The organism is Nitrospirillum guanabarense, from assembly GCF_034653355.1.
In the GTDB taxonomy this organism is placed as follows: domain Bacteria; phylum Pseudomonadota; class Alphaproteobacteria; order Azospirillales; family Azospirillaceae; genus Nitrospirillum.
In genome coordinates, this window is sequence record NZ_JAYEER010000001.1 from 771,617 (window position 1) to 791,991 (window position 20,375).

10 protein-coding genes are annotated in these 20,375 nt (G+C 65.7%); 6 read left to right on the top strand and 4 right to left on the bottom strand.

Annotation, left to right across the window (positions count from 1 at the left end):
• Positions 1-622 precede the first annotated feature (622 nt).
• From UAA55_RS03255 to pgmB, 4 genes are all read left to right on the top strand, one after another.
• Positions 623-3,073, top strand: coding sequence for a TonB-dependent receptor (locus tag UAA55_RS03255; protein ID WP_322951231.1), 2,451 nt, complete (start codon positions 623-625; stop codon positions 3,071-3,073).
• Between the two features lie 216 nt (positions 3,074-3,289).
• On the top strand, positions 3,290-4,711 hold the full coding sequence (locus tag UAA55_RS03260) for an MFS transporter (RefSeq protein WP_322951232.1): 1,422 nt from the start codon (positions 3,290-3,292) through the stop codon (positions 4,709-4,711).
• Positions 4,712-4,794: 83 nt separating this feature from the next.
• Positions 4,795-7,185, top strand: coding sequence for a glycoside hydrolase family 65 protein (locus UAA55_RS03265; protein WP_322951233.1), 2,391 nt, complete (start codon positions 4,795-4,797; stop codon positions 7,183-7,185).
• Entirely contained in the window at positions 7,172-7,831 is a 660-nt protein-coding gene (gene pgmB / locus UAA55_RS03270) for a beta-phosphoglucomutase (protein WP_322951234.1), read from the top strand. The genes UAA55_RS03265 and pgmB overlap by 14 nt, the downstream gene beginning before the upstream one ends.
• A gap of 37 nt (positions 7,832-7,868) precedes the next feature.
• Here the strand turns inward: pgmB and UAA55_RS03275 are convergent, their stop codons facing one another.
• From UAA55_RS03275 to UAA55_RS03290, 4 genes are all read right to left on the bottom strand, one after another.
• Positions 7,869-9,803, bottom strand: a complete 1,935-nt coding sequence (locus UAA55_RS03275) for a RiPP maturation radical SAM C-methyltransferase (protein WP_322951235.1) — start codon at positions 9,801-9,803, stop codon at positions 7,869-7,871.
• 398 nt (positions 9,804-10,201) lie between these two features.
• Positions 10,202-10,450: a hypothetical protein gene (locus UAA55_RS03280; protein ID WP_322951236.1), complete on the bottom strand. Its 249-nt coding sequence runs from the start codon at positions 10,448-10,450 to the stop codon at positions 10,202-10,204.
• A gap of 117 nt (positions 10,451-10,567) precedes the next feature.
• A complete protein-coding gene (locus UAA55_RS03285) occupies positions 10,568-12,583 on the bottom strand; it encodes a sensor histidine kinase (RefSeq protein ID WP_322951237.1) in 2,016 nt (671 codons plus the stop codon).
• A 231-nt stretch (positions 12,584-12,814) separates the two neighbouring features.
• The gene (locus UAA55_RS03290; RefSeq protein WP_322951238.1) at positions 12,815-14,467 is read right to left on the bottom strand and encodes an ABC transporter substrate-binding protein; all 1,653 of its coding nucleotides are present in this window, start codon (positions 14,465-14,467) and stop codon (positions 12,815-12,817) included.
• A 260-nt stretch (positions 14,468-14,727) separates the two neighbouring features.
• Here UAA55_RS03290 and UAA55_RS03295 point away from each other — a divergent pair, with 260 nt between their 5' ends.
• Both UAA55_RS03295 and UAA55_RS03300 read left to right on the top strand, forming a co-directional pair.
• Positions 14,728-16,218, top strand: a complete 1,491-nt coding sequence (locus UAA55_RS03295; protein WP_322951239.1) for an SAM-dependent methyltransferase — start codon at positions 14,728-14,730, stop codon at positions 16,216-16,218.
• 244 nt (positions 16,219-16,462) lie between these two features.
• Positions 16,463-20,236 carry a two-component regulator propeller domain-containing protein gene (locus UAA55_RS03300; RefSeq protein ID WP_322951240.1) on the top strand — a complete coding sequence of 1,258 codons (3,774 nt, stop codon included), beginning with the start codon at positions 16,463-16,465 and terminating at the stop codon, positions 20,234-20,236.
• Positions 20,237-20,375: the final 139 nt, after the last annotated feature.

Consider the following 20,375-nt stretch of genomic DNA (forward strand, 5'->3'; position numbering starts at 1 on the left):
TGATGACTGTTTCATAAACCCACTGTGCTTGCCAGACGAGGCCTTGCCAAGCGCAGGCTGGCCCTGCCCGGCGGCGTCACCGAGTCGCCCTCCAGTCCCATATGCGGATAGACGTTCCACCCGGCCCAATCCCCTATTCCCCTCTTTCCCGCAGGGTAGACCGGCGCCCATTCCCAGCCGGCGTCCACGCCTGTTCCGCAGCCCAGCCCTAGCATTGAATGACATCGATAACAATAGTGGCGGCATGCCTTACCCCCACACGGGGGAAGGCGCCGATACTGATACGCCAAGGGTTTGAAGGAACCACCGCATATCCAGGAATTATGCTGCATCCGCGAAGTGCAGGCGCAGCAATGTTTGTCCCGTTTATGCCCCTGGTGTTGCGCCATTGCATCGCCCCCCGGCTTCGTGACTCTCAAATGACATCGATGTCTTGTTATCGATGTCATTCGATGTTATCGATGCCCCCATTCAAGCAGGGGTGGTAGGCGACCCAATCAGGGCGTGCCATCCCGATAAGAAGCCTTGGGTCAGGGCGCGACGGGGCGAGCCAGTCCAAGTCACGATCACCACCAAGACATAAGGGGAGGGAAGAATGTCACATCCTCACAGGATAGGTGCGTTGTTGGGCGGCGTCGCGCTGGCGGCCCTGCTGATGCCGGCCGTTGGCCTGGCCCAGACCACGACGGCCCAGACGACGGCCACGAACCCGGCGCCGCAGGCCGCCGGTGCCGTGGACGAGTTGCAGGAAATCATCGTCACCGGCGTGGCCCGGAGTGACGGCATGAAGAAGCTGGACGCCAGCTTCGCCATCAGCACCATCAAGGCCGAGGACATCGTCGCCCAGCAGCCCAACGGCACCGCCGACCTGCTGAAGCTGACACCCGGCCTGTGGGTGGAATCCACCAGCGGCACGGCCGGCCCCAACATCGACGTGCGCGGTTTCCCGGGCGGCGGCGACGCGCCCTTCATCACCATGCAGATCGATGGCTCGCCCATCTACCCCGCACCCACCCTGTCCTTCATGGACAATTCCACCCTCATCCGCCTGGACGACACGGTGGAGCGGGTGGAGGTGCTGCGCGGCGGTCCGGCCACCGTCTTCTCCAACGCCCAGCCGGGCGCCACGGTGAACTTCATCCAGCGCAAGGGCACGGACACGCCGGAAGGCAGCATCCGCCTGACCGTGGGTGACGAAGGCCTGTACCGCGTCGACACCTATTACGGCGGCCCCATCACCAAGGACCTGAACTTCATGGTCGGCGGCTTCTACCGCTACAATGAGGGCATCCGCAGCACCCAGTTCCCCGCCGACGATGGCGGCCAGGTGGTGGCCAACATCACCAAGAAGTTCGAGAATGGCGAGTTCACGTTCTACGGCCGCCGCACGGACGACAAGAACGCCTTCTACACCGCCATCCCGCTGGTCAGCAGCAACGGCGGCAAGAACATCTCGGCCTTCCCCGGCACCGATCCGGGCACCTTCAGCCTGTACAGCAACGACGTCCGCAACGTCACCATCGAGACGGGCCCCGGCCAGTCCAAGAACGTGGACATCGGCGACGGCCGCGGTATCCAGCTGACCACCCTGGGCAACACCCTGGATTTGGACCTGAAGGGCTGGCAGCTCAGCAACAAGATGAACTTCGTCACCGGCCGGGCCTTCACCCAGTCGGAATTCACGGGCTCAAACCCCGAGACGCTGGGCCAGTTCATCAGCGACACCGTGACCTCGGCCAACGCCAACGCCGCCGTGGTGGCGGCGGCCGGCGGCATCGCCACCGGCGGCTCGGCCAAGATCGTCGGCTCGGGCGCCGCCCTGACCAACATGAACCAGCAGGTCATCGCCGTGGGCATGTGGTCGGTGGACAAGCGCATCCAGTCCTTCACCGACGACGCCCGCCTCAGCCATGAGCTGTTCCCCGGCAACACCCTGACGGTGGGCGCCTACTTCGCCCAGTATTCGTCCAAAGACCAGTGGTACCTGGGCAACAACTACCTGCTGACCATGCAGAACCACCCGCAGGCGGTGGACGTGGTGCTGAACAACGGCGCCAAGGCCTCGCGCGGCGGCCTGACCTCCGGTTCCTTCTACGCGCTGGACGCCAGCTACGACGGCACCGCCGTGGCGGGCTTCATCTCCGACGAATGGAAGATCACGCCGGACCTGCGCCTGGACGCCGGTTTCCGCATGGAACACCAGAGCATCAACGGCACCATCAGCAACGACAGCACCGGCGACCTGGATAACAACCCGCTGACGCTGTACGACAACGCCGCCAGCTACACCAACGGCACCTACTACGGCGTCAGTTCCCACCGGACGGAGCCGTCGTGGACCGTCGGCGCCAACTACTACCTGACCGACGACCTCAGCGTGTACGCCCGCGTCAACAGCGGCCACGAGTTCCCTCAGTTCGACGCCCTGCGCGGCGGCGACTACCAGATGGTCAACATCCGGCAGCAGGAAGTGGGCCTGAAGACGTCGTCGCACTACTACAGCGCCTATGTCACCGGCTTCCACAACACCTTCTCCGGCCTCTTGTACCAGGCCGAGGTGGTGAACCCCGACGGCAGCGGCAGCCTGATCAACGAGATCTATGGATCGGAAGCCTGGGGTGCGGAGTTTGAACTGGCGGTGCGGCCCGTCACCAACCTGACGGTCAGCTTCCGCGGCACCTATCTGGATGCCAAGTACCAGGACAACCCCACCTTCAACGGCGACCAGGTGCTGCGCCAGCCCAAGTTCCAGTTCTCCATCGCGCCGTCGTACGAGATCCCGCTGGACTGGGCCAGCCTGCGCCTGTTCGGCACCTACACCCATGTGGGCGACCGCTACGGCGACCCGAACAACCAGCAGCCGCTGCCGGCCTACGACACCCTGGACCTGGGCGTCTCGGCCGAGTTCGACCGCTACACCGTCCAGCTGACCGGCACCAATCTGACGGACGAGCTGGGCATCACCGAGGGCAACGCCCGCGTGGTCGGGTCCGGCACCAGCAGCAGCGGCGTCTTCCTGGGCCGCCCGCTGTTCGGCCGGTCCATCCACCTGAGTGCCGCGGCCAAGTTCTGACCGCCGGCTGATTAGGGGTCGCCGTCCGTGGGGCGGCGCCCCCGGTATGGGGCCGTCGCCCCGAAGACGGCCTCTGGGGATGGGCGGGCATTGCCCCGATCTTTGCCCGCCCATCCTCCTTTTCCATTCGGCTCCTTTTCCTTCGGCCTACAGTGAAGGTGACCATCCCGTGTCCAGCGCCGCCTCCCTCACCTCCGCCCCCCCGGCCCGCCCGCGTTGACGGAAACCGACATCCCGGCCCGGCTGGACCGCCTGCCCTGGGGCCGATTCCACAGCCTGGTGGTGGCCGCGCTGGGCATCACCTGGGTGCTGGACGGGTTGGAGGTCACGTTGGCCGGCGCCGTCGCCGGCGCCATGAAGGAAAGCCCGTCGCTGGCGCTGAACAACGCCCAGGTTTCGGCCGCCAGTAGCGCCTATCTCATCGGCTGCGTGCTGGGCGGCCTGTTCTTCGGCTGGCTGACCGACAGGCTGGGCCGCAAGAAGCTGTTCAGCATCACCCTGCTGGTCTACCTGACCGCCACCGCCGCCACCGCCTTCAGCTGGGATTTCACCAGCCTGCTGCTGTTCCGCTTCATCACCGGGGCCGGCATCGGCGGCGAATACGTGGCCATCAATTCCACCATCCAGGAACTGATCCCCGCCCGGGCGCGCGGCTGGGTCACCCTGGTCATCAACGGCAGCTACTGGCTGGGTGCCGCGCTGGGCGCCATCGGCGCCGTCGTCCTGCTGGATCCGGGCCTGCTGGGGCCGGACATGGGCTGGCGCGCCAGCTTCTTCACCGGCGCCGTGCTGGGCCTGTTCATCCTGCTGCTGCGCCGGGCCATCCCGGAAAGTCCCCGCTGGCTGATGACCCATGGCCGCGTGCCGGAGGGCGAGGCCATCGTCGCCCGCATCGAGGCCGGCATCCAGGCCCAGGGCCTGACCCTGCCCCCCGCCGGCCCGCCCGTGCGCCTGCGTGAGCTGCGGACGGTGTCGACCGCCGCCGTGGCCCGGTCGCTGCTGCGCGATTACGGCCGGCGCACGGTGCTGGGCCTGTCGCTGATGACGGCCCAGGCCTTTTTCTACAACGCCATCTTCTTCACCGAGGCCCTGGTCCTGACCTCGTTCTTCGACGTGCCGTCCAGCAACGTCGGCTGGTACATCCTGCCCTTCGCGGCCGGCAACTTCCTGGGCCCCCTGATCATCGGCCGCTTCTTCGACACCATCGGCCGCGTGCCCATGATCGCCGGCACCTACGCCCTGTCGGGCGTGCTGCTGATCGGCACCGGCATCCTGTTCCAGCAGGGCCTGCTGACCGCCACCACCATCACGCTGGCGTGGAGTGTCATCTTCTTCTTCGCCTCGGCCGCCGCCAGTTCCGCCTACCTGACGGTCAGCGAGTGCTTCCCGTTGGAAATCCGCGCCGTCGCCATCTCGCTGTTCTTCGCTTTCGGCACCGGCCTGGGCGGCGTCTGCGGCCCGCTGGTGTTCGGCGCCCTGATCGACACCGGCTCGCGCACCAACGTGCTGTGGGGCTACGTCCTGGGCGCCGGCCTGATGATCGCCGCCGCCGTCGCCGAAGTGATCCTGGGCGTGAAGGCGGAGGGCCGGTCGCTGGAAGACGTGGCCGCCCCGCTGTCCTCCACCCCGCACAGCTGAACCAACCCGCCCCAGGGAACCCGGGCCCCCATGCCCTGGTTATCCCCTAGGCCACCCGTAGATCAAAACCACGTGGATCTCCCGTGACAGCCTCCCTTTCCCCCTTCCCCGCCATCCCGTCCGCTACCGATCCCTGGGTGGTCATCGCCCGGGGCGACAGCCCGGCGGCGCTGAAATGCACCGAATCCCTGTTCACGCTGGGCAACGGCTTCATCGGCGTGCGCGGCGGCGTCGAGGAGGATGCCCGCTCCACCGCGCCCGTCGTCCATCTGAACGGCGTCTATGAGATCACGCCCATCACCTATCACGAGAAGGCGCCGGGCTTCGCCGAGGCCAGCGACACCCGCATACCGGTGCCGGATGGCACCCTGATCGGGCTGACCGTGGAAGGCGAACCGCTGGACCTCTCCACCGGCACCGTGCTGGAGCATCACCGCTGGCTGGACCTGCGCACCGGGGTGCTGCACCGGGCCCTGCGCTGGCGCTCGCCGGCCGGGCGCACCCTGCGGCTGGCGACCGAGCGTCTGGTGGTGGAGGACCATCCCGGCCCCGTCGTCATCCAGTACCAGGTGACGGCGGAGGACTTCACCGCCGAGGTGGTGGTGGATTCCTGCCTGGCCCCGCACCAGCCCCCCTCGATGGATGAAGGTGGCGTGCACGATCCCCGCGTGGGCCCGCAGCTGGCGGCCCTGGCCTTCCGCCGCTGGATCGAGGAGGACGGCAACGACGGCATGGTGCTGCGCACCAGCCGCAGTCGCCAGGGCGTGGCCGTGGCCATGAGCCACGGCGCGACCGTCACCAGCGACGCCCCCATCCTGACGGCCAGCATCCGCGACCAGGGCATCGTCAGCCACACCGTGCGCACCACCCTGACGCCCGGGTCCGTGCTGACCCTGGTGAAATGCGTCGCCTATGCCGCCGACAAGGGCGTGGACGGCACCCCTGCCGATGACGAGGTGCTGGCCCGCTCCGCCGTGGCCGCCCTGGCCCAAGCCAACGCGATCGGTCTGCCCGCGCTGCGCCAGGCGCGCACCCAGGCGCTGCAGGACTTCTGGCTGTCGTCGGATATCGCCGTCGAGGGCGCGCCGGATCTGGAGCGCGCCGTGCGCTTCAACCTGTTCCAGCTGCTGCAGGGGGCGGGGCGCGACGGCCTGACCTCCGTGGGCGCCAAGGGGCAGAGCGGCGAGGGCTACGAGGGCCATTACTTCTGGGACGCCGAGATCTTCGCCCTGCCGATTCTGGTCTACACCCGCCCGGCCGTGGCCCGCGCCATCCTGGAATACCGGCATCGCACCCTGGACGGCGCCCGTGCCCACGCGCGCGCCATGGGCCACCGCAAGGGCGCCCTGTACCCCTGGCGCACCATTGGCGGCGGCGAATGCTCCGCCTATTTCCCGGCGGGTTCGGCGCAGTACCACATCAACGCCGACATCGCCCACGCCGTGCGCCAATACATGGACGCCAGCGGCGACGATGATTTCCTGGTGCGCCACGGCGCCGAAATCCTGTTCGAGACGGCGCGCCTGTGGCTGGACATGGGGCATTACAACCCCCGCCGCGGCGGCCGCTTCTGCATCCACGAGGTGACCGGGCCGGACGAATACACGGCCATGGTGGACAACAACCTCTACACCAACGCCATGGCCCAGGCGCACCTGGAGTACGCGGCCGAGGTGGCGGCCCGCCTGGGCCGGGAGAAGCCGGAGGCCCTGGCGCGCATCGCCGCCGCCATCGGCCTGGGCGCGGAGGAACCGGAAGGCTGGCGCCAGGCGGCGCAGGCCATGTACCTGCCCTATGACGAGGCCAGCGGCATATACCCACAGGACGACAGCTTCCTGGACAAGAAGCCCTGGGATTTCGCCGGCACCCCCGCCGACCACCATCCGCTGCTGCTGCACTATCACCCGCTGGTGCTGTACCGCCATCAAGTGTGCAAACAGGCCGACGCCGTGCTGGCCTTCTGCCTGTTGCCTCATCGCTTCGAGCCGGAGGCCGTGCGCCGGTCCTTCGCCTTTTATGAGTCGGTGACGGTGCATGACAGCACCCTCTCGGCCGGTGTGTTCGCCCTGCTGGCGGCCCGCCTGGGGCAGTTGGACAAAGCTCTGGCCTATTTCAACGACACCGCCCTGGTGGACCTGGACGACCTGCACCGCAACACCGGCCACGGCCTGCACATGGCCGCCATGGCCGGCAGCTGGATGGCGTTGGCCCAGGGTTTCGCCGGGCTGCACGCCCTGGGCGGCACCCTGCGCTTCACCCCCACCCTACCCCCGGGGTGGACCGGCTACCGCTTCCGCCTGGATTTCCAGGGCAACCGCATCGAGGTCGCCGTCGGTTGCGACGCCGCAACCACGTACCGCCTGCTGACCGGGCCGGGCCTGGCGCTGAACCATCACGGCCAGGTCGCCCACCTGACGCCATCGGCCCCGGAACAGACCTTGCGGACGGAGGGGACCCGCCATGCCGCGCTTTGACGCCGTGCTGTTCGACCTGGACGGCGTCCTGGCCGACACCGCCCACATCCACTTCGCCGCCTGGCGCCGCCTGGGGGAGGAGCTGGGCATACACCTGGAGCCCGCGTTCGAGGAGAAGCTGAAGGGCGTCGACCGCATGACCTCGCTGGAGCTGATCCTGGCCCACGGCAGGCCAGAGGGGAGCGTGACGCGCACGGCGGAGGAAAAGCGCGTGCTGGCCGATCGCAAGAACGGCTACTACACCGCCGCCATCGCCGAGCAAACGCCCGACGATCTGCTGCCCGGCGCCCGCCGCGTGCTGGAGGAGGTGCGGGACGCCGGCCTGAAAATCGCGCTGGCGTCCGCCAGCCGCAACGCCCCGCCCCTGCTGGAACAGCTGGGCATCGCGCCCCTGTTCGACGCCATCGCCGATCCCGCCGCGGTCAAGGCGCCCAAGCCGGCGCCGGACCTGTTCCTGGAAGCGGCGCGCCTGGTGGGTGTCGTGCCGGAGCGCTGCCTGGGCATTGAGGATTCCGTGGCCGGCATCATCAGCATCAAGGACGCCGGCATGGTGGCGGTGGGCATCGGCGACGCCACCGTGCTGACACGGGCCGACTATGTCGTCCCCAGCACGGCCTTGCTGCATATCCGCGATTTCCTGGGCTGAAACGCCGCCACCCTTACCGCTTGGGGGCGGGCTCTTCCTATGCCACAAGCTCCGGCGCCCCGCAGGCGGCCTGGGCATGGTGGAAATAGGACCGCCCCCAGGAGGTGCGGATTTCCTCATGCCGGGGGGCGCGCGCGAAGCCCGGCTGGCGCAGGGGCAGGGCCAGCAGCTCCTCCCCCTCGCGCAATAGCAGATCCAGCGCCTCCAGTTCCGCCACCGCCGCCGAAACGGCCGCCTCGCCAAAGCGGGGCGCCAGGGCCTTCCGCAGCGGGCCGGCTCCTTGGATTTCGGCGCAGGCGTCCAGCACCGCCGCGGCAGCGGCGTCCAGCGCCCGCCGGCGGGGTTGGCTTCCCCGGCCATCCTCCACCACCGCCGTCCCATCGGCCGCAGGCGTCAGGGTCAGCGTCGCCTCGGCCGTGCGCCAAAGGTTCAGCTGGGCGGCCAGCGCGGCGTGGGCGGCGGCCAGTTCCCCATCCGGCCGGTCCGGCACCATGTCGAAGTGATAGGCCAGGCGCGCCAGGCTGTCGGCGTCGTGCGGATAGATGTGGGCGTAGCCCGGCACCGGCTGGATGGTGACGCCGAAGGCGGCGGGCGTGTTGAAATAAGGGCTGAAACGATCGGCGCGCACCCGGTGGAAGCCGCCGGGCGGATGCAGGTGCGTGACCTTGGGCACCACCGCGGCGGCGGCCAGGTAATGGGCCGCCGTCTCACCCGGGAAACCGTACAGGTGGGACCAGTCCACCAGCACCCCGGCCTCCGCCGCCAGGCGCAGGGTCTGGACGTTGCGCAGCAGGGTGGTGCCCTTGCGCATCAGGGCCAGCACGGGCGTGCTGAGCGATTCCACGCCGGGCTGGATCTTGCGCACCCCGGCCCGGCCCAGCAGGGCTAGCTGCTCCGCCCGCAGGTTGGCCTTGACCTCGTAATGCAGCAGCAGGGGCCGGTCCAGCGCCGCCAGGCGGGGCAGGAAGTCGCCGAAGTAACGGCTGTCCAGGATGTTGTCGACCACCATGATCTCGCGCCCGAAGCGGTCGGCCAGGTCGGTCAGCTCGGCATAGGCGCGTTCTTGGCTTTTGCTGCGGTAGGCCATGCCCAGGCCGTTCAGGCCGCAGAAGGTGCAGTGGTGCTTCTGCCCCCACCAGCAGCCGCGCGCGCTTTCGAACAGGGCAAAGGCAGGAAAGCGGCTCGCCACCGCCGGCAGGCGGGCGCGGTCGGCGTAGAAATCGGCGTAGTCCAGCGGCGGCAGGCTGTCCATGTCGGTGATCATGCCCGCCGGCACGGTGGCGGGCAGGGTCGTCCCGTCGGCCGCCCGGACGGTCGCGCCAGGCAGGCCCGAGAGATCCAGGCCCGCCGCGTGGCGGCGGACCAGTTCGGGCAGCACCTCCTCCGCCTCGCCCCCCACGACCACGTCGATGAAGGCATAGCGGCGGTGCAACTCCACCCCCATCTCGTCGCTGCAGTTGGCGCCGCCGAAGACGATCAGGATTTGGGGATGCGCCGCCTTGATGCGCCGCGCCAGCGCCAGCGAGGCCATGGTCTGCTGGAAGGAGGTGGAGAAGCCCACGACGGCATAGCGCGACCAGTCGACCAGGCTGAAGCAATGCTCGATGAAGCCCGGCGCCTTGGTGCGGGCCGCCAGGATGCCCATCAGCCGCTGCGGCCCGAAGTACCGGCCGTAATCCCCCACCATCAATCCGTTCAGGAATGTGAACGGCTCTTCCTCCGGGGTGCCATGAGCGGCACCGGCGAACACCCAGTCCCCCACCATGGCCAGGAAATAGCGGCTGTCCTCCACCGCGGCATAGGCGTCGAAGCCGATGTAATCCGCGAAATCCAGGTAGAAATGGCGGATATCCGCCGCCAAACCCCGGCGGGCCAGCGCCCCTTTCAGCAGGGACAGGCCGATCACGGGATAATGCAAGGCGGCGACGGGCATGGCCACCAGCAGGGCGCGGCCGTCACCGGCCTCCATCATTCCCGATCCATCGGCCATGATCGCGCCCTGAAATCCCTTAAAACAAGCGACGCGTCCCACTGAGTTCCCTCACTGGGGCGCATCGCCCATGATTAAATCAGTACCGGACGCTGGGAATCGGAAGGTTCGCAGCGGCGGCATTTCCTCATCTTGAATGTCACGCATTGAGAGTACGGAGGAAAGCGTCGCTCGCCCCGGAAGCGGAAAAACCCAAGGCCATCAAACTTGGCTCGATATGATCAGCAACGATTTCCGGCATGAAAATCACCTGATTTAGGAATCATCTAGATAATAATAAAACATTAGCCCGCGTAGAGTGATCTAAAGACAATACAATCACTCTATCGCGCAGAAGGCTGCATCCACCGATTGGATGCAGGCCCTCAGCCTTATCACTATTAGAACCAGGTGTTCGGCAGCGGGTTCGCCGAAATGAAGCTTTCGATATCGTCAGCCGCATCGCCGAATGGCTGGTCGCCCAGTTTGGCGAAGAACGCCAGCGCGGCGGGAGAGGCCTTGAAACCCAGGACGGCGAGCGTTCCCGGTACGTCGGCCAGCAACTGCTTGCGGAAGCCCGGTTCAAGCAGTGCGCGGCCCAGGATCTTCTGGACATCCTCGGGAGACATTTCACGTAGGAATTGCGTCATTTTCCCCTCTAAATGCGTCTACGGTCAAAGAAAGAAGAAATATAAGGCCGGACACATCGGATAAATTGTGGTGATCGGCATTTTCATTCCGATATCACCGGCTCTTCATGGAAGTTTCTACTTAAATAGCGCCTGCTGTGCAAGGCGCAAGGTCACGCGCGAGCCCACGCCCACCGTACTTTCCACTGTGAGCATGCCTTTCAGCCGTTGCGTGGCTTGGTTGTAGGCCACATGCAGGCCCAATCCGGGGTGACCGCTTCCCCGGGCCGTGGTGAAGAAGGGGTCGCAAACGTGCGACAGAACCTCGGGCGCGATGCCACAGCCATTGTCGACGACAATGATCGTCGCATTCGCCCCCTCGTCATCCATCGTCGCGGTGACGGTCACGTGACCACCCTGACCCTCGGGGAAGGCATGATCGATCGTGTTCGCCAGGATGCGTGTCAGGGCGTCTGTCAGCGATTCCGGAACCGTCCGGATCACCAGTCCGTCCGCCACCGCCAAATCCAGGCTAATGGCACCGCGATCCAGGGCCGGCCGGAACAGCGCGATTACGTCATGCAGCAAGATGGACAGATCCGTCTCCAGAATCCTGCCTTCGGTTTCATCCACAGCCACGGCGGAGAAACTTTTCACGAGTGTGGCGGTGCGCAAGGCATTCCGTTCCACAACGGTGGCTAAATCGGCCCATTCGGCAATGCCCTGTTCCAGGGCCGAGCGGGTGAGCCGCCCTTGGGCGATGGCGTCACGCAAATCGGTCACACCGCCATGGAGGCTCCCCGCCGCGGTCAGCACCACGCCCAGCGGCGTGTTGATCTCATGGGCGACGCCCGCGACAAGACGCCCCAGTGACGCCATCTTCTCCTGCTGCACCAGTTTATCCTGGGTGGTGCGCAATTCAGCCAGCGTCGCCTCAAGGTCCCGATAGGAACAGGCGTTGGCGATGGCGATGGCGGCGTAAGCGCAGGCGGAACGCAAAATCTCCAACGCTTGCGACCCATAGGCCCGTGGGTCGTGGTTTTGCACAGTGACCACGGCCAAAACCCGGCCCGACACCACCAATGGCCACCAGATGGCCGCCTGCATGGACGCCTGTAACCGATCTCCTGCCACGCCCCGCGCCCAGGAAGCGGCCTCGTCCGCCGTCAGCACCAGCCCACCGCCCTGCCGCAACGCGCGGACAGCCGGCTCCGTCCCCTGAAGAATGGGTCGGGAGAACGCCGGCCAGGGCTGGCCCTCGAAAACGAAACGCTCGAACAGCAGGTCGCGTCCATCCGCCGAAATCCGGACCATGCCGAAAACATCCACGGGGATGAGTTCGGACAAGTGGCGCCATAGCGCGGCGTGCACCTCGCCCAAGTCCAAAGTGGCGGTTAACGCCAAACCGGCGTCACCCAGTTGGCGCAGAGTCTCCGCCGATGCCGCTAAGTCGCCGTTCGCTTGGCGCAATTCCGCCGTCCGGGCTTCCACCTCCTGGCGCAGTATTTCCGAATTGATGCGCAAACGCTGTTGGTAACGGCCAATCAGCCAAGCCAGGAGAGCGATTCCGACCATGACAGCCACGGCCGAGTAGAGGAACGCGCGCACCGTCACTTCCGCCTGACGGGTGGCCTCGGCCGCACGGGATTGGGCGTCCTGGCCCGTCTCGGCGACGATGCGGGTCAATTCTGCCTGCACCCGGTCGAAAACAGCACCAAAGGGTTCGATGAAACTGACCGTGCTGGCGAAATCGATACCCAGCATTGAGCCCACCCAGGCGACAGAGCTTTTATAATCCGCCAGGTTCCGGAGGATCTCATCTAGGCGGGCGCGCTGGTCGGGTGTTGCCTGGACATCGCGATAGGCCTGCAGATCGATGACAATTGCATCGACCTGCGCCGTGATGGCCGCCAGTTCCGCCGTGACGTCCATTGGCTGTCGCCCGGCGGACTTGACCGCGAGCAAACGATTGAAACGGGCGTTGACGTTCTGAACCCGGGTATTGATATCGGACAGCTTGATGCTACCGGCCAAGTTATGGGTGACGATCTGGTCAATCGCGCCGGTCAAGCGGTTTAAGGTCCGCTCGCCCGTTCCGAAAAGGCCGATCATCAACAGGCCCGCCGCGCACACCGGAACCATGATGCGCAGCATCACCCGCATCCGCTCGATCAAGCGTCGTGATGACGCCGCAACCAGGCCGGGGCCCCAACTGCGGTTTTGTTGCCCCTGCACCAATTCTTCCAACTCGTCACCGTCGCCACTTGTCGAGCCGTCGCGGGTGGGGCTGCCAGCCCATATCCTCAAGGGTCATATTACCCGTAGGGGTTGAGATCCAAAAGGTTTAATCGTGCCGACCAGTCAAATGTAGTGCCGGCAATGCCGTCAAGGGTGGAGGCGCCAGAATTCCGGTGATGCCATCGCCGACGTTCGTCTATCGACGGTTCCGCTCAGCCGCTTGTCGGAGAGGGTGATAACCGTTCCGAACCACAGGGGCAACGTCGGTAAATTCTCCGCATAGACCTGCTGCAATTCGGATAAGGCGGCCGCACGGGCGTCCACATTGCATCCGACCGCGACCAGCCTGTCCAGCGCTTCGTCCATCGTCGGTACATGGATACCGAAGTGGTTGTTGCCTTGCCAGTTGTTGGCAGCGGCTGGAATCATGCTCGAGTGGTACCAAGTCCGTGTCGCCTCCCAGCCTTCTTCAAAGCCTTGCGCAAAACCGACCAGGCCAAGATAGCGCTGGCGCGTGTCCAAAGCATCCCCGGATAACTGGGGATCCTCAATAAGATCGACCTGAACCCCGATAGTGCGCCACGCCGCCGCCAACTGGGGCGCAAGATCGATCCAGGGATAATTGCGACGGTAGCGCAATTCAAAGCGCAGCAGAGCGCCGGCACGATTGCGACGCAGACCGTCCGCGCTTTTCGTCCAGCCGGCGCTCTCCAAAAGCGTCGCTGATTTTTGGGGATTGAAGGGGTAGCGGGTCACAACCGCGTACCCGGCCATGAAAGGACTAAGCAGCCCCTGTGCCACAACCCCTTTATTCTCCAACAAGGTGGCGACCAGTTCCTCACGGTTCAGGCCGTAAAGCAGAGCTTTCCTTACCCTGACGTCGGAAAGGATGGGATTATCAAAGTTCACCTTGAGATGAACCATATGGGCGCTCGGCGAATAGAATGCGTCATATCGCGCGCCCAGCTCGTGGGCCAGACGCTGCCCCATATCGAAGGTAAGTGTTGAGAAGATGTCTACGCCGCCGGCCCGTACCTTCTGTTCCAGGCCTGCTTGATTGGCCGCCACGAGAATATTGACGCGGCTGAAGAAGGCCGTCTGGCCGGACCAGTGCCCATTCTTCACGACCTGAAGGCTATCGGTGCTGATCTTTTCCACGCGGAACGGCCCGTTATACAAACCTGAATGCCCCGGCTGCGTCCGATAAAGAGAGTGCTCGAAATAATGGGTTGGGTCCGCCAGCCAAATCGGCCGTTCCAGGCGGGCAGGCAATGGCGCCGGCACATCGAGCTGCTCACCGCAAACCGCGCCATCGTAAGTGATGCTGAACCTGTATTTATCGATAACGTGAAGGTCCCTGATGTTCAGGCGCCGAGAATCTCCGGCAACCAGGTCGCGGCCCCCTTCCCTCAATACCTCCCAGGAAAAAGCAAGGTCCTGGGTGGTGATCTCGGTACCATCATCCCAGAAGATGCCTGGGTTCAGCGTATAGGTTGCAGTCGTCGTCTGTTCGCCATCAGGGCGGCGAGAGATGATGAGTGTCCCATCCGCCTCGGATGGAATTTTAGTGCAGAAGACGCAGCGCTGGTCGCCATCAAACCGGTCAATAACGGGGCGCGTCACAAATCTTTTAATGGCAAACTGTCCCAATTCATTGCCCGTAAGCGGATGGAAGTCCATTGGCCACGAGGCAATGACCGCCGTGGTCACAGCCTGTCCATTCTCAACGATGCCACCACCGGCGGCCCATGTATGCCCTGCAGCCCCGCCCCAGATGGCAACGGCCCACAAGACGCCCATGGAGCGACGTAGCCACCCCCGCAAAAAGCCCATGTCAGACAACGAAGCGCCCCTGGTCCACGAATAAACACCCATCCCGGAAGCACTATCATCCAACTCTCCGCCGGATTGCAAAGGTCCATTAACGCACCATTGACATGGGCGCGGCGGCACCACCTCTGCTGGTGCCATACAGCCGCACGGCATATTGGATCTACCCCACCGGACTACAGACTGGTAGCTTATCAGCCCAACTACAAACTCAACCGATGGGGGTAGTGATGCCGGACACCAGAATTGCCGACACGCAAGCGATCCTGACTGAAACCAAAGCGAAACAATCCAGCGGAAGCCTGGCCATTGTGGGCACCGGCATGCAGGCGTTGGGTCATCTGACCCGTGAGGCCGAGGGTCACATCCGCCACGCCGACGTCGTGTTCCACTGCATCCGCGATCCGCTGATGCTGGCCGATCTGCACGCCCTCAACCCCAACGTCGTCGACCTGACCAGCCTGTACGGCGCGGACAAGCGCCGCAGCCTGACCTACGTGCAGATGGCCGAGGTGATGGTGGCCGAGGTGCGGTCCGGCCGTCGCGTCACCGGCGTGTTCTACGGCCACCCCGGCTTCTATGTCGCCCCCGCCCGCCTGGCCCTGACCACGGCCAAGGGCGAGGGCTATGACACCTGCCTGCTGCCGGGCGTGTCGTCGCTGGACTACCTGTTCGCCGACCTGCGCGTGGACCCCAGCCAGTCCGGCTATCAGGCCATGGAGGCCACCGACTTCCTGCTGCGCAACCGGCCGCTGGTGACCAGCGGGCACGTCGTGCTGATGCAGGTGGGCCCGGTGGGCGACCTGTTCCGCCCGGTGACCGACAATCTGGAGCGCCGCGCCATCCTGTTCGAGCGCCTGATCGAGATCTATGGTGAGAACCATCCGTGCGTGGACTATGTCGGCGCCACCCGCCCGGGCCAGAAGCCCGTGCTGCGCCGCCTGAAGCTGGGCGCCTACCGGGACCCGGCCAACCTGAAGCGGTTGAGCAAGGCCAGCACCCTGTACATCCCGCCCAAGGACAGCCTGGACAATGACATGGCCATGGCGGAACGGCTGGGCATCGGCGCCCTGGTGGGCAAGCCCGTGCCTACGCCCGTCGAACCGTCGGCCCCCGTTACCCTGGTCCCGTCCGCGCCGCCCGCAATGTCCCAGGCCTATTTCAAGGCCATGCAGCAGATCGCTCTGGACCCTAATGCAGCCCAAGCCTTCCGCGCCGACCCGGTGCGCTACGTCACCAGCTTCGGCGCGCTGAGCGCGGATGAACAGCGCTGGCTGGCGGCCTTCGCCAAGCCGGCCACGCCGGTGAAAATTGTCGCCGCCGTCGAAGACGTTCAGGAGCAGAACGTCTCCGTCGAGGATGTCCAGGAGCAGAACGTCTCCGTCGAGGACGTCCAGGAGCAGAACGTCTCCGTCGAGGACGTCCAGGAGCAGAACGTCTCCGTCGAGGACGTCCAGGAGCAGAACGTCTCCGTTGAGGACGTCCAGGAGCAGAACGTCTCCGTCGAGGATGTCCAGGAGCAGAACGTCTCCGTCGAGGACGTCCAGGAGCAGAACGTCTCCGTTGAGGACGTCCAGGAGCAGAACGTCTCCGTCGAGGATGTCCAGGAGCAGAACGTCTCCGTCGAGGACGTCCAGGAGCAGAACGTCTCCGTTGAGGACGTCCAGGAGCAGAACGTCTCCGTCGAGGACGTCCAGGAGCAGAACGTCTCCGCTGAATAAAAGCGGGTGAAATCACTGTGGGGTCTTGGCAAACAGTCTGGGTACGGCATCCTAGTGGCTGACCCCGCCAAGACCCCGTCTTTACCGGAAGGCGCACATCGCGATAGATGGATCGATGATCACGCTGACGCCGTGGTTCGACGTATAAGTGAGCCTCATGCCGGATTTCCTTTGGAAAATTAGCCAATCACTCCGCCGGGGCAGGCTCATGGGCGTCCTGGCTGCCGCCTGCTTGTCAGTTTTCATGGCATATCCGGCCCATGCCGCGGAGATGTGGCATAATTCGGTCATCGATCTATTTACCCGATTCAACGAAAACAAAGGCAACAGCATCGAATACATCACCGCCATCCAGCAGGACCGCGACGGTTTCTTGTGGATCGGCACAGCCAATGATCTGGCAAGGTTCGACGGCTATCGCTTCAAGTCGTATGGTGGCGGGGCGACAGGCCCCTACGGCCTTCCCGACAGCAACATCCGCACCCTGCACACCGACGTCCAGGGACGGTTGTGGGTGGGCACCAGCGCGGCCGGCCTGGTGCGCTATGACGCCGCCACCGACAGGTTCGTGCGCGTCCCGTTGGACATGATGAGCCACATCGACGTCCGCAGCATCGAGGATGACGGCGCCGGCGGGCTGTGGGTGGGAACCGAGGGTGGACTGGACCATCTGACGGCCAACCGGGAACCGGCCGTCCACCTGCATGGCGCCGACAACCCGGCCGGCGGTATCGTGGGCGATAAGATCCAGGCGCTGAAGCGCGACCATCTGGGATATCTCTGGGTGGGAACGGCCAATGGCCTGGCCTATCTGCCGCCCGGGCAGACGGAGTTCCGCAGCGCCACCTTGCCGCGATCAGCGGCCATGGACGGCGTCACCACCTTGTACGAGGACGGCCGCGGCCGCCTGTGGCTGGGAACCAGCCGCCACGGCGTCCTGTTGCTGCAGGTGGACGAGGCGGGCCTCCCGCAGTTCCAGACCGTGCCAGCTCCCTTCGCCGCTGTGGCCGGCGATTGGGTCAAGGCCATCCTGGAGGTGCAGCCCGACATCTTCTGGGTCGGAACCATGGGCGACGGCCTGCTGGAGGTGGACCTGGCCAGCGGCACCGCCAAACCCATCAAGCGCAACCGCACCGTTCCCGACAGCCTGCTGAATGACAACATCCTGTCGCTGTACAAGGACAAGGCGGGCCTGGTCTGGGTGGGAACCTACCCCGGGCTGTGCCGTTTCGACCCATCGGCACAAGCCTTTCGTTTCCTGACGCCCATCTCCGCCAATCCGCAGACGGAAGACCGTAGCGCCCATTCGCTGATGGTTACCCCGGATGGCCGGCTTTGGCTGGGCCGCGGACGCGGTGGGGTTGATGTACTGGATGCCGCGGGCCAGCTTGTCGCCCATCTGGCATCCGATCCGGACAACCCGAACCATGCCTTGCCACCGAAGTCGGTCCGATCCTTCGCGGTTCAGCAGGACGGTACCGTGTGGATCGGCACCCGCGACGGGCTGTACCGCACCGACCTCACCGCCAGCGCCGTGCATCTGGCTCGGGTGCCGGGCCTGGACGCCGCCTTGAACATTTCCAGCCTGCAGTGGGATGGCGGCCAGTTGTGGATCGGTGACGCCAACATCGGCGTCTGGTCCTACAACCCCGCCACCGGCGCCACCCGCCCGCTGGCCCAGGGCACGGGCGGCCTGCAGGACCAGCGCGTCACCGTGCTGCAGCTGGCGGACGACCACGGCCTGTGGATTGGCACCTATAGCGGCCTGTACCTGGCCAACACCGACAACGGCACGGTCCAGAAGATCGACCTGGACAGCGGCAACCCCACCACGCTGACCAGCCACAACATCGCGTCGCTGGCCACGGACCGCCAGGGCCGGTTGTGGGCGACCATCTACGGCCAGGGGGTGGCCATGGTCGGCCAGCCGGACGCCAACGGCCGGCGGCTGGTGACGTTCCTGGCCAGCGATCGGGAACCCCTGCTGGCCACCGCGAACGCCGTGGCCCAGGATGAGGACGGCTTCATCTGGGTATCCACCGACACCGGTGTGGTCCGCATCGATCCCATCACCATGGCCATCCGCCCCTTCCAGCGATCGGACGGCGTGTGGCTGACCACCCACTGGTCGACCTCCGTCGCCACCGGGCCCAACGGCGAAATCCTGTTCGGGGCGGAGGACGGCGTCACCCTGATCCACCCCCGCCTGCTGGCGGACTGGACCTATGTGCCGCCGGTCGTGGTGACCCAGGCCTATATCGGCCGGCGCCAGATTCCCGGGTCCCAGGTGGCCCACACCACGACACCCCTGACGATCCACCCGGACGACCAGGGCTTCCGCCTGGAGGTCGCCTCGCTGGACTTTTCCGCCCCGGAGCGCAACCGCTACGCCTACAAGCTGGAAGGGCTGGATCGCGACTGGCTGGAGATCGACGGCAACTGGCGGCAGATCGCCTACACCAACCTGCCGCCCGGCAATTATACCCTGCGGGTGCGGGGCAGCAACCGCAGTGGCCAATGGTCCTCGGCGGAACTGACGGTGCCGCTGGCCATCCTGCCCGCCTGGTACCAGACCTGGTGGGCGCAGATGCTGGGTATCGTCGCCCTGGCCGGGGCCGTCGGGCTGCTGGTGCGGGGCCGCACCGCCATCCTGCGCCGCCGCCAGCAGGAGCTGGAAGCCGTGGTCGCGCAGCGCACGGTGGAACTAACGGAGGCCAATGCCGCCCTGACCCAGTCCGCCGCCATTCTGCGCCGCCTGGGCGACGCCGGGCAGGACATCACCGCCACCCTGATCCTGGACGCGGTGCTGAGCACGCTGAAGCGCTATGTGGGTGAGCTGCTGACCGGCCACCGCCTGGTGCTGTACCGCCTGCAGGGTTCGTATCTGGAACCGGCGACCGCCGACGGCAGCGCGGTCGAGCCCGTCTATCTTGACGATCCCCTGTCCCTGCCCGCCCGCGCGGCGCAAAGCCGGCAGGAGCTGACGGAGACGGTGGAGGACGGCGTGGCGCTGGCCTATCCGCTAGTGGTGGAAAACCGCGTGCTGGGCGTGCTGGTCGTCGTCGCCGACCATGCCTATGGCGACCGGGAACAGATGATCTTCCGCACGCTGTGCGCCTACAGCGCCATCGCCCTGGAAAACGCGGAGTCCTACCGCCGCGCGGAAACAGCCTGGATGGAAACGGCCCAGGCCTTGGCCGATCTGCGCACCACCCAGTCCAAGCTGATCCAGCAGGAAAAGATGGCCTCGCTGGGTCGTCTGGTGGCTGGCGTGGCGCATGAGGTCAACACCCCCCTGGGCGTGGTGCTGACCGCCGCCGGCAGCCTGCGCGGCAGCCTGGAGGATGTGCGCGACAACATCGCCCAGGGCAAGCTGACCCGCAACGCGCTTGAAACCGGGCTGGAGGAATGGTCCGACCTGGCCGACCTGGTGGAGCGCAACACCAAACGCACGGCCGCCCTGGTGAAAAGCTTCACCGCCATCGCGGCGGAGGACGGCGAAAGCAAGGTGACGGAGGTCGACCTGTCCACCCTGCTCCCCGACGTGGCCAACGTGGCGCGCACCGCCCTGGCCCAGGGTGCCATCGAACTGACGGTGGACGTGCCCTATGGCCTGATGGTCCCCACCGTGCCGGAATCACTGGTCAACGCTCTGACGCACATCCTGGCCAACACCGCCGACCATGCTTTCGATCCCGGAGCCCATGGCCATGTCACGGTCACGGCCTTGGCCGAGGGGGGCGTGGTGCTGATTTCCGTCACCGACAACGGCCGGGGCATCCCCGCCGATGTGCTGCCCCACATCCTGGACCCCTTCTTCACCACCGCCCGGGGCCGTGGCCATCCCGGCCTGGGCCTGCACGTGGCCTATAACCACGTCACCCAGCGACTGAAAGGCAACCTGACGGTGGATAGCGTGCTGGGTCAGGGCACCACCGTCACCCTGGTCATCCCCTCGATGATCGGCGCCAGCCTCAACGCCACCACGGCCGACCGCCTGCGCGCCTTTCGTGCCTGATCCCTGACGCCCGGATTCCGCGCCCGCCCCGCCTTCCCGGCCGACCCCGGTGTTTGCGACGTCGCAAACGCGGCGGCTGCCTTCGCGCGGTCTATTGCACCCATAATAGTTATTCTATATAAGTTAATCGCCGGCCATG

Excerpts from the sequence above, each read along its gene's own strand:
- UAA55_RS03285 (WP_322951237.1), bottom strand. The coding sequence starts at position 12,583 with ATGCTGCGCATCATGGTTCCGGTGTGCGCGGCGGGCCTGTTGATGATC.
- pgmB (WP_322951234.1), top strand. The coding sequence starts at position 7,172 with ATGCCGCGCTTTGACGCCGTGCTGTTCGACCTGGACGGCGTCCTGGCC.
- UAA55_RS03280 (WP_322951236.1), bottom strand. The coding sequence starts at position 10,450 with ATGACGCAATTCCTACGTGAAATGTCTCCCGAGGATGTCCAGAAGATC.
- UAA55_RS03295 (WP_322951239.1), top strand. The coding sequence starts at position 14,728 with ATGCCGGACACCAGAATTGCCGACACGCAAGCGATCCTGACTGAAACC.
- UAA55_RS03300 (WP_322951240.1), top strand. The coding sequence starts at position 16,463 with ATGGCATATCCGGCCCATGCCGCGGAGATGTGGCATAATTCGGTCATC.
- UAA55_RS03275 (WP_322951235.1), bottom strand. The coding sequence starts at position 9,803 with ATGATGGAGGCCGGTGACGGCCGCGCCCTGCTGGTGGCCATGCCCGTC.
- UAA55_RS03290 (WP_322951238.1), bottom strand. The coding sequence starts at position 14,467 with ATGGGCGTCTTGTGGGCCGTTGCCATCTGGGGCGGGGCTGCAGGGCAT.